Origin of the sequence: Sphingopyxis witflariensis, assembly GCF_002205635.1 — a bacterium.
GTDB lineage: Bacteria > Pseudomonadota > Alphaproteobacteria > Sphingomonadales > Sphingomonadaceae > Sphingopyxis > Sphingopyxis witflariensis.
This window is the reverse complement of record NZ_NISJ01000013.1, coordinates 86755-99832: the sequence shown is the minus strand read 5'-3', so window position 1 is coordinate 99832 and position 13078 is coordinate 86755. Positions and strand designations below refer to the sequence as shown.

Annotated in this window: 12 protein-coding genes; 4 read left to right on the top strand and 8 right to left on the bottom strand. The window is 62.2% G+C overall.

What is annotated here, in order from left to right:
- Positions 1-78: 78 nt before the first annotated feature.
- Positions 79-2451, top strand: a complete 2373-nt coding sequence (locus CDQ91_RS18460) for a TonB-dependent receptor (protein ID WP_158213720.1) — start codon at positions 79-81, stop codon at positions 2449-2451.
- Between the two features lie 166 nt (positions 2452-2617).
- Entirely contained in the window at positions 2618-3364 is a 747-nt protein-coding gene (locus tag CDQ91_RS18455; RefSeq protein WP_088474164.1) for a helix-turn-helix transcriptional regulator, read from the top strand.
- 28 nt (positions 3365-3392) lie between these two features.
- On the opposite strand, the gene CDQ91_RS18450 is transcribed toward CDQ91_RS18455, so the two are convergent.
- The 5 genes from CDQ91_RS18450 to traA form a co-directional block, all read right to left on the bottom strand.
- Positions 3393-4925, bottom strand: coding sequence for an acyl-CoA synthetase (locus CDQ91_RS18450; RefSeq protein WP_088474163.1), 1533 nt, complete (start codon positions 4923-4925; stop codon positions 3393-3395).
- The gene (locus CDQ91_RS18445) at positions 4922-5650 is read right to left on the bottom strand and encodes an SDR family NAD(P)-dependent oxidoreductase (protein WP_201791919.1); all 729 of its coding nucleotides are present in this window, start codon (positions 5648-5650) and stop codon (positions 4922-4924) included. Before CDQ91_RS18445 ends, CDQ91_RS18450 begins: the two co-directional genes overlap by 4 nt.
- On the bottom strand, positions 5641-6720 hold the full coding sequence (locus tag CDQ91_RS18440) for a zinc-binding dehydrogenase (protein ID WP_088474162.1): 1080 nt from the start codon (positions 6718-6720) through the stop codon (positions 5641-5643). The genes CDQ91_RS18445 and CDQ91_RS18440 overlap by 10 nt, the downstream gene beginning before the upstream one ends.
- Positions 6721-7018: 298 nt before the next feature.
- Positions 7019-7720: a DUF6118 family protein gene (locus CDQ91_RS18435; protein ID WP_144036819.1), complete on the bottom strand. Its 702-nt coding sequence runs from the start codon at positions 7718-7720 to the stop codon at positions 7019-7021.
- Between the two features lie 7 nt (positions 7721-7727).
- Positions 7728-10667 carry a Ti-type conjugative transfer relaxase TraA gene (gene traA, locus CDQ91_RS18430; RefSeq protein WP_088474191.1) on the bottom strand — a complete coding sequence of 980 codons (2940 nt, stop codon included), beginning with the start codon at positions 10665-10667 and terminating at the stop codon, positions 7728-7730.
- A 172-nt stretch (positions 10668-10839) separates the two neighbouring features.
- On the opposite strand from traA, the gene CDQ91_RS18425 reads away from it, so the two are divergent.
- Both CDQ91_RS18425 and CDQ91_RS18420 read left to right on the top strand, forming a co-directional pair.
- Positions 10840-11145, top strand: coding sequence for a conjugal transfer protein TraD (locus tag CDQ91_RS18425; RefSeq protein WP_088474160.1), 306 nt, complete (start codon positions 10840-10842; stop codon positions 11143-11145).
- Positions 11108-11437: a conjugal transfer protein TraD gene (locus CDQ91_RS18420; protein ID WP_088474159.1), complete on the top strand. Its 330-nt coding sequence runs from the start codon at positions 11108-11110 to the stop codon at positions 11435-11437. The genes CDQ91_RS18425 and CDQ91_RS18420 overlap by 38 nt, the downstream gene beginning before the upstream one ends.
- On the opposite strand, the gene CDQ91_RS18415 is transcribed toward CDQ91_RS18420, so the two are convergent.
- The 3 genes from CDQ91_RS18415 to CDQ91_RS18405 are packed head-to-tail and all read right to left on the bottom strand — an operon-like array spanning position 11396 to position 12965.
- Positions 11396-11971 (bottom strand): RNA polymerase sigma factor, encoded by a 576-nt coding sequence (locus CDQ91_RS18415; protein WP_088474158.1) that lies wholly within the window; start codon positions 11969-11971, stop codon positions 11396-11398. The genes CDQ91_RS18420 and CDQ91_RS18415 overlap by 42 nt on opposite strands.
- A complete protein-coding gene (locus CDQ91_RS18410) occupies positions 11965-12477 on the bottom strand; it encodes a sigma-70 family RNA polymerase sigma factor (protein WP_088474157.1) in 513 nt (170 codons plus the stop codon). Before CDQ91_RS18410 ends, CDQ91_RS18415 begins: the two co-directional genes overlap by 7 nt.
- Positions 12474-12965 carry a hypothetical protein gene (locus tag CDQ91_RS18405; RefSeq protein ID WP_237246047.1) on the bottom strand — a complete coding sequence of 164 codons (492 nt, stop codon included), beginning with the start codon at positions 12963-12965 and terminating at the stop codon, positions 12474-12476. Before CDQ91_RS18405 ends, CDQ91_RS18410 begins: the two co-directional genes overlap by 4 nt.
- Positions 12966-13078 lie beyond the last annotated feature (113 nt).

Genomic DNA, 13078 nt, shown 5'->3' with positions numbered 1-13078 from the left:
CCCAATCATAACATAAGATGCGAGCAATCGCAGGGCGCCGCGCATGTGCCCCGGTGCTCGCGATGGAGGAGGATAACCGTGAAGAAGCACTTCATCCTACTGGCTGGCGTAGCGCAGATCGCTGCGCTTCAATACCCGCAGATTGCATTCGCCCAAACGGCGCCGGACGAAGAAGCCCAGTCGAGCTCTGGTGGCGGTTTCGATGAAATCGTTGTCACCGCCAACAAGCGCGAGGAAAACCTCAACGATGTCGGCCTGACGATCACCGCGATCGGCGCCGATGAAATCGCAAAGTCCCGGATCACCTCGCTTGAGGATGTGGCGGCTGCTGTGCCCGGGCTCGTTTATTCGCCGAGCACCGCGAATACGCCGATCTTTACGCTGCGCGGTATCGGTTTCAACGAAGCGGCACTGGCCGTTTATCCTGCTGTGAGCGTTTATGCCGATCAGGTTCCGCTGCCGTTTCCGGTGCTCGCCACGCATGCCGCGTATGACCTGGAACGGATCGAGGTGCTGAAGGGGCCGCAAGGTACGCTGTTTGGACAGAATTCGACCGGCGGAGCGGTCAACTATGTCGTGGCCAAGCCGACGCGGCAGTTTTCCGCCGGGGTGGACCTGACGTACGGCCGCTTCAACATGGTCGAGGCCAATGCGTTTGTCAGCGGTCCGCTGACCGACACGCTTCGTGCGCGCGTCGCAGTGACCAATCTGTACGCTGACGACTGGCAGAAGAGCCATGTTCGTGACGATACGATTGGCGAACAGAAATATAGCGCGGGCCGCCTGTTGCTTGATTGGGACGCCGCACCGGGGATCACGCTGTCGTTGAACGTCAATGGCTGGATCGATCGATCCGATCCGCAGGCACAGCAATATGCGATCTTCCAGCCGCAGCCTCCGGCGACGCAGCAAATCTTGATCGACTATCCGTTCGTTCCAACGGGCGATGCCCGCCTTGCGGACTGGAGCACCGGCAAATACCGTCCTCGCTCGAACCGCGATTTCTGGCAGACCGCTTTCCGCGCGGATATCGAGGTGGCGCAGGACATCACCATCACCTCGCTCAGTTCCTACACGGAATTCAACCAGAAGCAGGTGACCGACGGCGACGGGCTGGAGCTGTCCAGTTACGACCTGAGCCCGAACGATGGGGATATCTGGGCGTTCAACCAGGAGTTGCGCATCGGGAATTCCGGAAATTCGCGTTTCACCTGGGTTCTCGGCGGCAACTACGGCAAGAGCAGCGTCTCCGAAAATCAGGTTCTTTTCTACCCTGTCAGCGCCGTTAACAGTCCGGGCAACAACAATATTTTCCAGTCGGGCATCTACACGAAACAGGATATGCGCGATGTCGCGGCGTTCGGTAATATCGAGTTCGCATTGAGCGACGCTCTGACGTTGAAGGCGGGTGTGCGTTACACGGACTCGCGCCGCGATGCAGAGATTTGCGGTTATGACGCCGGTGATGGCCGGATCAACGAACTGTTTACGCTGCTTGGCAATTTGCTGAGCGGACAGACACTTGCGCCGTTGGTCGATGGCGATTGCTACTCGCTCGACCCGGCGTTCATTCCGGGCGCGCCGTTCATCGACACGCTGAAAGAAAACAACGTCTCGTGGCGTGTCGGTGCCGACTATAAGATCAGCGACGATGTCCTGCTCTACGCCAACGTTTCGCGCGGGTATAAGGGCGGCAGCTATCCGACCGTCGCAGCGGCGACTTTCGGCCAGCTGGCCCCTGCGGTGCAAGAAAAGCTGACCGCTTATGAAGCGGGCTTCAAGGCGACGTTGGCCGATCGCGCGATCCAGCTTAACGGTGCAGCTTTCTACTATGATTATCGGGACAAGCAGGTGCGCGGCAAGCTGCTCGATCCGATCTTCAACCTGCTCGATGTGCTCGTCAACGTGCCGGAATCGACGGTCAAGGGCGCCGAGATGGAACTGACGCTGCGGCCGAGCAGCAATCTCACCTTCAACGGTGCCGTGACCTATCTCGACTCACAGGTCGACACTTACACGGGCTATAATGTTCTGGGTCAAATCCAGAATTTCCAGGGTACGGTGCTGCCTTTCACGCCGAAGTGGACCTACAGCGCCAGCGTTGAATATCGCTTTGCCGACGCTGTTTCGGGCGGGACGCCCTACATCGGTGCGACAGTGTCCGGCCGGTCGGGTCAATCGGCGGTGTTTGACGGCGGGAACATCACGTTGTCGGGTGATCCGGCGAACCGTGTGGTCGATAATATCCAGAATCCCTTCTATGTGCCGGGCTATGCCACCGTCGATTTCCGCGCCGGGTTCGATGCCGATAATGGCTTTCGTATCATGGGGTTCGTGAAGAACGCCTTCGACAAATATTACGTCACCACCGTCATTCCGGGATCGAACACGTCGTCGCGCTACGCGGGGCGGCCGCTCACCTGGGGCATTACGGTGGGCTACAAGATGTAAGGCCAAACACCCGCGTCGAGTCACGCCGGTCGCTTTGCCATCCGGCGTGATTTGCGTTTGCAGTGTGACGGGTCCTATGTGTTCCCGGATGGACACGCGCCCGCAGAAACGCTAGCTTCGCGGTACAAATGATGGGTGAGGATAGATAAGGGATTGGAGCCGCATAATGGCTGATCTGATCGCTGACCTGAAAAACTATAGCGAGACCGTGGCGCAGCAGCACGATCTCAAGGCCGTGACCCTACAGGTCGTGGACCGCAGCCGTGCCGACCAGAAGATGATGCAGATCGCCGAGTTCAGCATCCCGGCGGAGGCAAATTGGTCCTACCGCGAAGGTGGGGTGCATCTGGAAGATCCGTTCACCTCCATCGAGGTCAAGGAGATGCCGGAACTGCTCGAAGACGAAGCCCTGCTCAGTCTTGACGATCCGCGCATCTGGGCCAAGGCCGTCAACGCGCCGGCATGGCGGTATCATATCGAACGTTTCTGTCTGCAGGTGGAGGGCGTATCGGTCCGCCGACTGCGCAAGGGCATCTATTTGGTCGCAGCGTTCCTACGCGATTCCGATCGCACCTATGCTGCGCCGCCGCCGCGTCAGCTGCTTCAGGAAACGTCGTACAACATGCATAATATGATGTGTACGCACCTGCTCACTGGCGCGATCAAAAGCAATGCCGGGCTGCTCGGTTTGCGTAGCGTTCTGGAACCCGAAGAGCCGGCGCCCGCCTCGGCGCTCGACGTGCTGTCGGCTCGGGAGCTGGAGGTCGCGCGCCACGTCGTGCTTGGCTGCCAAACCAAGGAAGTCGCTTACAGGATGTGCCTGTCCAAGTTCACCGTCGATAACCATCTGCGGCGCATCTACAGCAAGCTTGGCATCCACAATCGGACCGAACTGACCCGGCTGATCAACTGATCCGCCGGGGTATGTCCGTCGGCCAGTCTTAGCTGTGGGCTGCGGCAGCGAGTTCGTCGCGTATCTTGCGCTTCAGAAGTTTTCCGGTCGGTTCGCGAGGCAGCGTTTCCCGAAACAGGATGTCCTTGGGCAATTTGATCTTTGCGATGCGCTCCGCGAGATGCGCGAGCAACTCGACTTGCAGGGCTGGTCCTGCGCGTGACCAGTCGGCAGGTTGGACGACGGCGACGACCCGTTCCCCCATGTCGGCATCGGGTGCGCCGACGACGGCGGCATCGGCAACCGCAGGGTGTTCGATCAAGGCGTTCTCGACCTCTTGGGGGAAAATGTTGACCCCGCCCGATATGATCAGGAAACTCTTGCGGTCGGTCAGGTAGAGATAGCCATCCTCATCGACCCAGCCCACATCACCGACGGTGGCCCAACCCTGGGAGTTGTGCGCCTCGCGGGTCTTGTCAGGGTCGTTGTGATAGGACAGCGGCGGCCCGCCGGAGAAATAGACAGTGCCTTCCTGAGGCGGGGGCAGTTCATGGCCCGCATCGTCGCAGATATGCAATTCGCCGAGGCTGGCGCGGCCAACGGTTCCCGGGCGTTCCAACCATTCCTGGGGCGTCACCGATGTCATGCCGATGGTTTCGGTCGAGGCATAATATTCGTGAACGATCGGTCCCCACCACTGCAGCATGTGCTGCTTGATTTCGACCGGGCACGGCGCGGCGGCGTGGAAAGCGCAGCGCAACGATGACAGGTCGTGGCGATCGCGCTCTGCATCGGACAGTTTCAGCATCCGCACGAAGTGGGTGGGGACCCACTGCGCGTGGGTGACGCGATAGCGTTCGATCGCGTCGAGGGACGCCAGCGGATCGAACTTCTCCATCACAACGGCTGTTCCACCCAACTGCTGCGCCGCAAGTACAAAGCGAAGAGGCGCCGCGTGATACAGGGGAGCCGGGGACAGAAAAACGCTGTCCTCGTTCAATCCGAACAAGGTTCGCGCGAGCGTCGTGACCACCAGCTCGTCGCCGATATGGCCTTCACCGAGGGGCGGCTTGATCCCTTTCGGGCGCCCGGTGGTGCCTGACGAGTAGAGCATGTCGCGCCCAGGCGCTTCGTCGGCGATCGGGGTTTCAGGTAGCATCCGGCGCGACGCTTCAAAAGCGGGCTGGTCGCCGCCGCACGCCATGGCGATCGGACGGGCGGGGATCATAGCACAGGCGGCGTCGATCTGTTCGCAAAGGCGCGGGGAGTAGATGACCGCCTTTGCGCCGCTATCCTCCAGGATATGCGCGATCTCCGCTGTGGCTAGCCGTGTCGATATGCCGACATAGTATAATCCTGAGCGCTGAGCGGCCCAGATGACTTCGATGCTGCGGGGGTCATTGTCCATGCAGATCGCCAGCATGTCGCCGTGTTGCAACCCCATCTTGCGCAGCAGGTGCGCCCCTTGATTGGAGCGCTTGTCCAGTTGGCTATAGGTTGTGATTTCACCGGTCTCGGCCATGATCAGCGCGGGCTTGTCCGGCAAAGCCTGCGCGTGGAAACACGGATGCGCAAAGGTCATGCGCACAGATATCCGCCGTCGACGGGCAAGGTGACGCCGTTGACGAACCGGGCGGCGGGCGAACAGAGAAAGGCGATCACGTCGGCCACTTCGTCTGGTTCGCCAAAGCGCCCCATTGGCGTGCGGGTCAGGACGGCAGTAGCGATATCTTCCTCGGCCTTCAGCGGCGCCAGCATTGCGGTGTCGATCCAGCCGGGGGCTACCGCATTCACCCGGATGCCGTCCTCGGCATAGGCGAGCGCCAACGATCGTGTGAGCTGATCGATGCCGCCCTTACTGCTGGCGTAGCCCGGGGCATCCTGATTTCCGAAAGTCGCATACATCGATGAGAGGTTGATGATCGATCCGCCGCCCGATCGCGCCATAACCGGCCTTGCGAGCGTCGATAGGCGCAGCGGCGCGGTCAGGTTCACCGCGATCACCCGTTCGAACACCGCCGCGTCATGTTCGTCGAAGCGAACGCCTATCCCCGCCGCATTGACCAATATGTCCAGCCGGTCGAAATCGGCGATCAAGTCAGCCATCGCCGCCGCATCGGTCACGTCCAACTCCCGAAAAGCCACGCCGTGAATGGCAAGTTGACGGTCGATGCCGATCCCGACCGCCGTGACTGTCACGCCGAGTGCGGCCAGACACCGTACCGTTGCTAAGCCGATGCCCGACGTTCCCCCGGTAACGATCGCCACTTGGCCGCGCAGCATATTATCCTGAAATGTCATTTCCATGGGTCCACAATGATCTTGATATCTTCGGCGCCAGATTCCAGCGCGGCGAAAGCGTCCGTTGCCTCGTTCAGGCCTACGGTGCGGCTCGTCATTGGGGCGACGTCAATCAACCCCTCTGCGATGTTGTGCAGCGAGCGGGCATATTCCTCGCCGCTGTAATAAAAGCAGAAAATTACGTCATTTTCCTTGTTCAGTGGGAACAGGGGCTCGAACCGGTCGGGCTCCATGCACACGCCAACGACGACGATCCGTGTGCCGGCCAAGGCGCCTTCGAACACTTTCTGGAGCATGCCAGGCACTCCAACACATTCGAAAATGACCGAAGGACGGGGTTGCGGTCCGACTTTCAAAAAGGCGTCTAGACTGCCGGGTTGATATCCTTGCGGGTAGGCGACCGCAGCCCACGATGCATAAGGTGAGACGGTTGCGGGATCGACGACCAGCGTCGCGCCCATCGCTTCGGCGACCCTTCTACGGCTTGCACTGAAATCAGCGGCAACGATGTCGCTGATCCCTTGAATTTTCAGTGCTGCGATGATCGCCAGCCCTATCGGACCACAACCGATCACCAGCGCGACGTCCTCGGGCAGAAGCCTTGCGCGGTTCACCGCGTGCAATCCGACCGCCATCGGTTCGGTGAGCGCCGCATGTTCTGCGGACAGGCCGTTGGGAACGGGAACCAGATTTCTCTCGTTCAAAACCATATACTGACCATATCCGCCGGGCCGATCCGCGGAAAAACCTAGCGACTGACCGGATCCGTCTGCATGGGTGAAGGGAATGGAGCAGACCCGGGTCCCGGCTGCGAGGGCGTTAGGGCCTCGCCCTCGTTCCACGATCTCGCCGCAGAATTCATGACCCAGCACGATGTCACGGCCCAGATCGATCGGAAAGCCGCCGCCGATCCGGGAGCTTGTTTCCACGACATGGTGGGCGTGATGGACGAAATGCAGGTCAGACCCGCAGATACCGCAGGCCAGCGTTTTGACAAGGGCCTGCCCTGCCGCGGGGCGCGGATCGTCGATCTCCCCGACGCGCATTCTGCCATCACGATAGATCAAAGCGTGCAATGCATGTCTCCTGCCGAATAACCATGGTGTCGTCCCGGATTGTCGGAAGCAGGGATGCGCGGCGGCCGCGCTGTTCGGCAATTGACGAATTGTAGCTAACCTCGCGAATCGAGAGCAGCTTGTTCAAGCCAACGCCAACGTGCGGGCGCTATTTCCGACTTTTTGACCCAGTATACTTGGCAGTGAACCTTGGTTCTCTGGCGCAACGGCTAAGTGTTAGGTTTCGGTTGGCAAACTACGTTGCAGTTCTTACCTACAACCTGGTGCCGGGGTGCGAGAAAATCTCAATCACGTGACTTCACGGGGCAATCTTCAATCTACAATGGACCGTTCGCTTCGACTTTGCAGCGGCCTTTTCGCAGTGCGCGATCGTGTCGCGGTTCAGATGCCGCATTTCAGCGGCGTCGGAAAGCGCGCCCCATGCCTCGGGGCTCCCGACACGGAGCAACCTCGCTCCAGCTTCCCGTGCCGACGGCTCGCCCAACGCGCGTGTCGCTATTTTCTCTGGTAAATGCCAGTTTTCAGGCAGCGAGCGTGCGAGCGGTCCTGGCAGGATTGCCCATAGCAGGCAGCCTGCGACCACGCCGCCGCCCGCAGCCCATTTCATTTGCTCACGTTGAGCGCTGGCGGACACGGCCGACGCCGCCACCTTCGTCAGCGCGCGCATCGCATGATCGTAGCGGTTCTCGGCGGCGGTAATCTGCTCGCGATCCGACTGACGCCCAGATCGCGCCGCCCGATCGATCCGCTGCGCCATGTCCTCCGGTGTCATGATCATCGCGGGATTCTCTGCGATCGAAGCCAGGGTCTCGTTAACTTCATCAAGACTTTGCGCCATCTCGCCAAGTGTCGTGCTGTAATCCGGGATTTCGATGCTGGCTTTTTCGGCGGCGAGATTTTCTACCCCGCGGCGCAACAGCGCGATTTCACCTTCGAGCCGCGCGAACGCCGCTGTCGCAGGATCGACAGCTTCTGCCGGTTCACGTTTATTCGCCATCATTCTTCTCCTACATGCCTATCCCGATGCCGCGCGAACGGCTGCGGCCGAGCACTGCGATCTCAGCCAGATCCTGTCCGACCGACCGCACCGAGCGCGGATCGATGCCAAGCGACATTTTGCGGCCGCGTAGGATCGATTCGACCTGCGCGTCGCGTTCAAGGCTCTTCGCCATCGCCCCCATCTGACCGCCGATCTTGCGCGCGGCGCTGTGGTCGCCGCCCTTGGACAGCGCAGCGCGCTGCTGATGCAGCCGCTGCCAGCTTTCGGTGAACCGGTCGGCGCGTTTAGCGGGGTCGATCCGGATTTCGGATTCAAGCTGCATCGCGCGGATTGCAGCCTGGCTGTTGCCGCGCGATGCGGATCCGACCAGCTCGGGCTGGCGTTCGAACGCCGACGCCAAGTCGGTTCTCCCGTGCGGACGGAGAGCTTCGAGTTCGGCTCCGGCCTTGTCCAGTGCCTCGCGCTGATGGGCGAGCATCGGCAGACCCTTTACCGTCATGCGGTCGATGTCGGCCTGAGCACGCGCATAGCGTTCGATCGCGCGCTGCCTATCGTTCGTTCGCGGCGTATCACGCGGCTCGATGCTGGCGCGCTGCACCGTCGGTTTGAACCCGGCGAAGATGCTTCGCGCCTTCTCAGGCACCTGCTTCGCGATTTCACGGCGGGCTCGAGTCAGCGTCTCGGCGACGCGCTCGCGGATGGTTATGCCGCGCCGCTCGGCGAACGCGCGTGCAGTATCGGCGCGGGTATAGTCGCTCACCATATCCTTGGCGCGCTCGCGCGACAGGGTGCGCACAAGCTTGCCCTGATTGGCAAAGTCATCCCGGCCATAATGGATAGCGACGCCGTCGCGGTGGCGCGACATCGCAACATAGGTCCCGTGACTGTCCATGCCGGGTGTCGCGAGCACGTGGGTGCGATCGACCGTCATGCCCTGCGCCTTGTGGATCGTAGCGGCATAGCCGTGATCGAGGTCACGGTAATCTTTGACGTCGAACGCGACGCGGCGGGCATCATCGGTGCGCACGGCGATATGGTGTTCGGTGACGCGCTCGATCGTGCCGAGCGTGCCGTTCTTCACCTCCAAGCTGCGCTCATTGCGCAGGAACATGACGCGGTCGCCTGGGGCAAAGCTCCGATCACCACGCTCGACCTTGAACGCAACATCGCCACCAAGATCGCCGCTCGCGCGCATCCGCTCGCGAGCCACGTCGTTCAGCGACCGAACCTCGTCATTGGTGTGGGTAAGAATGATCCGGCTGGCGCGGGGGCTCGCCTGCCGGTCGCGATCCCAGCGCTCGACAAGCTCCGCACGCGCTTCCTCTCGGGTCGCAGCGGCATGCACCATGCCCGCCTCGTCATAGGCGCGGATAGCATCGCCGGTGCGCCCGGTGGCAAGTTCGCGTGTCGCTTCGCGCTGCCAGCCCGCATGCTGGCGCCGGACCTCACCGATCTCGGCGCCGCCATGCCGCTCGTGCAACGAGCGGAACGCCGCGCCCGCCTCGATCGATTGCAGCTGTTGCGGATCGCCGACGAGCACGACCTTGGCGCCGGCGTCGGCGGCGTGCGACAGCACGCGCTCCATCTGGCGCGTACCGACCATCCCGGCCTCGTCGATGACAAGCACATCGCGCGAGGTGAGAAGATCGCGACCCTGCGACCAGCCATGTTCGAGGCTGGCGATCGTGCGCGAGGCGATGCCCGAACCATTCTCCAAACCTTCGGCGGCGATGCCCGAAAGCGCGGCGCCGCGTACCTCCAGTCCGGCATTCTCCCAAGCCTCGCGCGCGACGCCGAGCATCGCGCTTTTGCCGGTTCCGGCATAGCCGACGACGATCGCAAGTCCTTGCGTTCCGGTTATATGCGCCAGCGCCGCCTGTTGCTCGCGACCCAGAGTCAGGCCGGTAGTCCCGGCGATGTCGATTGCTCCCTGCATAGATGTCGCCGGGACGCTCTGATGATGCCGACCGGCCAGCCTGTCGGACGCCTGTTGCAACCGATGTTCGGTGTCGATCATGTCTCGCGATGTGAACCGGTCTGCGCCGCGCCCGTCCTTGCCAAGCGCGATCAGATGGGGCGATCCCTTTACCGCCGACATCACTTCGTCGAACTGGTCGCGCCCGTCGCTGTGGCGATGCGCAAACATCGCCAGGTCGCGGTCGGTAAAGGTCGCTTGGACATGAGTGATCGCGTCTAGCGCGACGCGCGGGTCGGCGATGATCCGCGCGCCGTTGCGCCCCGCGATCTCGCGATGGTCCTCAATCCGTTCGGCCTCCAGGCCGCGCCCTTCCATGCGCGACGCAGCGGCGCCGATCTTGTCCTGCGGTTCGAGGTTGATACCCTGTGCTTCGAGCGACCGCTGATCGACGCGCGCATCGACGTCGAGGTCTGCGAGCCGCTCGTTGACATGATCGGCCCAGCGCTCGCGCCATTGCTCGACAAGCTCGGTACGGTTCCAATCGCGGACCTTGGTGCCGAACCCGGCTTCGCCGTCTTCGTCCACGACGATCTCGCGCATTGTCAGCATGACATGCGCGTGCGGTTTGGCAAGCCCGTCGGCGCCGATGTCCCAATGGACGTTGAGGTCGGCGATCATGCCCTGATCGACAAACTCGCGCTGCACGAAGTCACGCGCGAGCTCGATACCTTGCGCCTGGTTCAGCTCGCGGGGGATAGCGAACTCGACCTCGCGCGCGAGCTGCGCGTCCTTGCGCCTCTCGGCCGCTTCGATATCATTCCAGAGTTGCTCGCGGTTACCCCACTCCGTCCGCGAGTCCGCGGGCAGCATCACCTCGGAATGCACTACGCCTGACTTGTTCGTGAAGTCATGCGCGCGGTCGAGCCGCTCATCGTGCAGCCGCTCGGCCGAACGATAGGCGGCAGCCGCGACAGCGCTGCGGCCCGCAGCGCGGCTGATGACTTTGACGGAGAGATGGAAGATTGCCATGACGGCCATCCATCTACACCTCACAAGCCACGTCGGCACGACGTATAAGCGCGCCCTCACACGAATAAATCCGTGGAGGGACCAGGTGCTCCCAGCTTGTCCCGGCGACCTTGCTGCGCATCGAAAGGCGCATCTCTATGTTGGGGGCGTCACCCCAAGATGGAGATGCGACATGCGCAAACCACGCGATATCGACTCGGAACTCAGGGCGCTCGAAGCCAAGGCGAAGACCCTCCAGGAACGCCGCGTTCGCCAGCTCGGTGAACTCGTCATTGCCACCGGCGCCGACCAGATCGATGCCGAGATTCTGGCCGGTGCGTTGCTCGGCGCTGTGGCAACGAAAGACGCCAACGCGAAGGAGGGTTGGCGCAAGGCGGGCGCAAGCTTTTTTCAGCGCGGCGCACGGAAAACTACTGCGGGAACTGATCGCGGCGCAGCGAATGACCCGGCGCCTGATCGCAATGCAGCATCGGCTTGAGCTGGTGCAGGCGCGAACCGGCACGCGCGACTGGCAGGTGAAGCGGCGCGAACGCACGCGCCAGCTCATCGAACTCGGCGGGCTCGTCGTGAAGGCCGAACTCGTTGACCTCGCCAATGACGATCGCGCGATGCTCTATGGCGCCTTCCTGTGGATGGCCGACAAGCTCAGAAGCGACGACGGTGCCCATGCCGCCGCGCTTTGGCAACGACGCGGCAAGCGGGCCTTTGAAGCAGCATCAACGCAGCAGTCATCGGAACCTTCCGACAGCGACCTTGCGGCATCGCGCTAGTGCGCGCCCGATATGCTTTTCGACAGTCTTGGTACTCAGCCCAAGTTGCTCCGCGATCTGCGCATAGGTGAGACCACGCAGCCGGTGCATCAGGAAGACACGCCGGGTGCGTCGCGGCATCGCGAGCAGCGTTTTGCGAAAGGCCCGCCGCAGTTCCATCGCTTCGTACTGCCGTTCCTGGTCTGGGGGCACGGCGGCGTCGCGCGCTTCGTCGAGCGGACAAAGCATGCATTGTTTACGGTGCCATGTCCGCGACCGTTCGATGAGCAGATTATGGGCGGTCCGCGTCAGATATGCCTGGGGATACTCAACCCTCCCATAAGCTCCGCTACGGAACATTCGCGTGAAGGCTTCCTGCACAAGATCGGGCGCAGCCTCGCGGCCGACTTTCCGCCGGAAATAATGAAACAGCCGCGACTGCTCGGCGCGATAGAATGCTGCAAAGGCGGCGGTCGAAGCGGGCGAGGCCCGACCTCTCGCGAGGTCGCCGGGGTCGGTGTCGAGGTCGCGCTCGACGGGCGCCGCGATCACCATTGTACTGCAACCGCAGCACGGCACAGCGCGAGCGCTTGCACCATGTGATAATCGACGGTCGCGACACTGACGCCGAGCGCCGCCGCGATGTCTTTGAAGCTCATATGCTTCACGCGGCGCATCAGGAACACGCGCCGGGTCTTGCGCGGCATAGCGCGGACCGTTCGCCGGTAGAGATGAAACAGGTCCGCCGCTTCAATGCGCCATGTCTGGTCGGCGCACGACACGGCATCGCGCGTTTCGTCAAAATGGTAGAACGCGGTCGGGCTTGATCGTTTGCGCCGACTTCTATCGATCAGCAGATTGCACGCGATCCGGGTGAGATAGGCTTCGGGACATTCGGCGCGCTCAAGCGCTCCGCTGCGCAGCAGCCGGGCGAAGGCTTCCTGCGCAAGATCAGGGGCGGCGTCGCGTCCGGCCCTGCGCCGGAAATAGCCGAGGACCCGCGCGTGCTCGGCCCGATAGAGGGCGTCGAAGGAGACGGCGCTCAATCCGGGCGCGGTCATGGCCGCATACCCCGGCTGTTGCGGTCGCCCATCGATGCATCGCGCGACGCACGATAGAGGGTGATGCCCGCTTCGATCCGGTCAAGGATGAAGGTGTCGCGCTCGGCCTTGGCGATGCGGATGTCGGACTTCGAATAGATTTCGAGATCGGCCGCGCAGCGGTCGCCGAGTTCGCGGCGGATGACGTCGCGGGCGCGGCGCCAGCAGCATTCCTCTTTGAACAGCGGATGATTGACGACGATCCAAAGTTCATAATCGGAGAAGTCGATCGTACGCCGGTCTTCATACCAGCTCCGCCGCGCATAGGGTCCGATCAGGATGACCCGCCGGATCACCCCCGGCTCGGGCGCTTGCATTTGGGTTGGATCGAAGAAGGCGCGCAATATGCGCGTGGCCCGTTCTATCTCGTGCTGCTTGCGGCGGATGAGATGGCCGACGCGCGCCATCACGACTTCGCGCGCGTAGACGTCGTTCGTTGAAACAGACATGGAAAGCTCGCACAGCGGCGGTCCGCGCATCGAAGCGCGAATGTGCAAGCGGTGTCCGCTGTGTGCCGCTAATGCGGTCTACAGCAACTGCCCGACCTCAAGGCCGGACCTGC

Excerpts from the sequence above, each read along its gene's own strand:
- CDQ91_RS18455 (WP_088474164.1), top strand. The coding sequence starts at position 2,618 with ATGGCTGATCTGATCGCTGACCTGAAAAACTATAGCGAGACCGTGGCG.
- CDQ91_RS18450 (WP_088474163.1), bottom strand. The coding sequence starts at position 4,925 with ATGACCTTTGCGCATCCGTGTTTCCACGCGCAGGCTTTGCCGGACAAG.
- CDQ91_RS18445 (WP_201791919.1), bottom strand. The coding sequence starts at position 5,650 with ATGGAAATGACATTTCAGGATAATATGCTGCGCGGCCAAGTGGCGATC.
- CDQ91_RS18435 (WP_144036819.1), bottom strand. The coding sequence starts at position 7,720 with ATGATGGCGAATAAACGTGAACCGGCAGAAGCTGTCGATCCTGCGACA.
- traA (WP_088474191.1), bottom strand. The coding sequence starts at position 10,667 with ATGGCAATCTTCCATCTCTCCGTCAAAGTCATCAGCCGCGCTGCGGGC.
- CDQ91_RS18425 (WP_088474160.1), top strand. The coding sequence starts at position 10,840 with ATGCGCAAACCACGCGATATCGACTCGGAACTCAGGGCGCTCGAAGCC.
- CDQ91_RS18420 (WP_088474159.1), top strand. The coding sequence starts at position 11,108 with ATGACCCGGCGCCTGATCGCAATGCAGCATCGGCTTGAGCTGGTGCAG.
- CDQ91_RS18415 (WP_088474158.1), bottom strand. The coding sequence starts at position 11,971 with ATGGTGATCGCGGCGCCCGTCGAGCGCGACCTCGACACCGACCCCGGC.
- CDQ91_RS18410 (WP_088474157.1), bottom strand. The coding sequence starts at position 12,477 with ATGACCGCGCCCGGATTGAGCGCCGTCTCCTTCGACGCCCTCTATCGG.
- CDQ91_RS18405 (WP_237246047.1), bottom strand. The coding sequence starts at position 12,965 with ATGTCTGTTTCAACGAACGACGTCTACGCGCGCGAAGTCGTGATGGCG.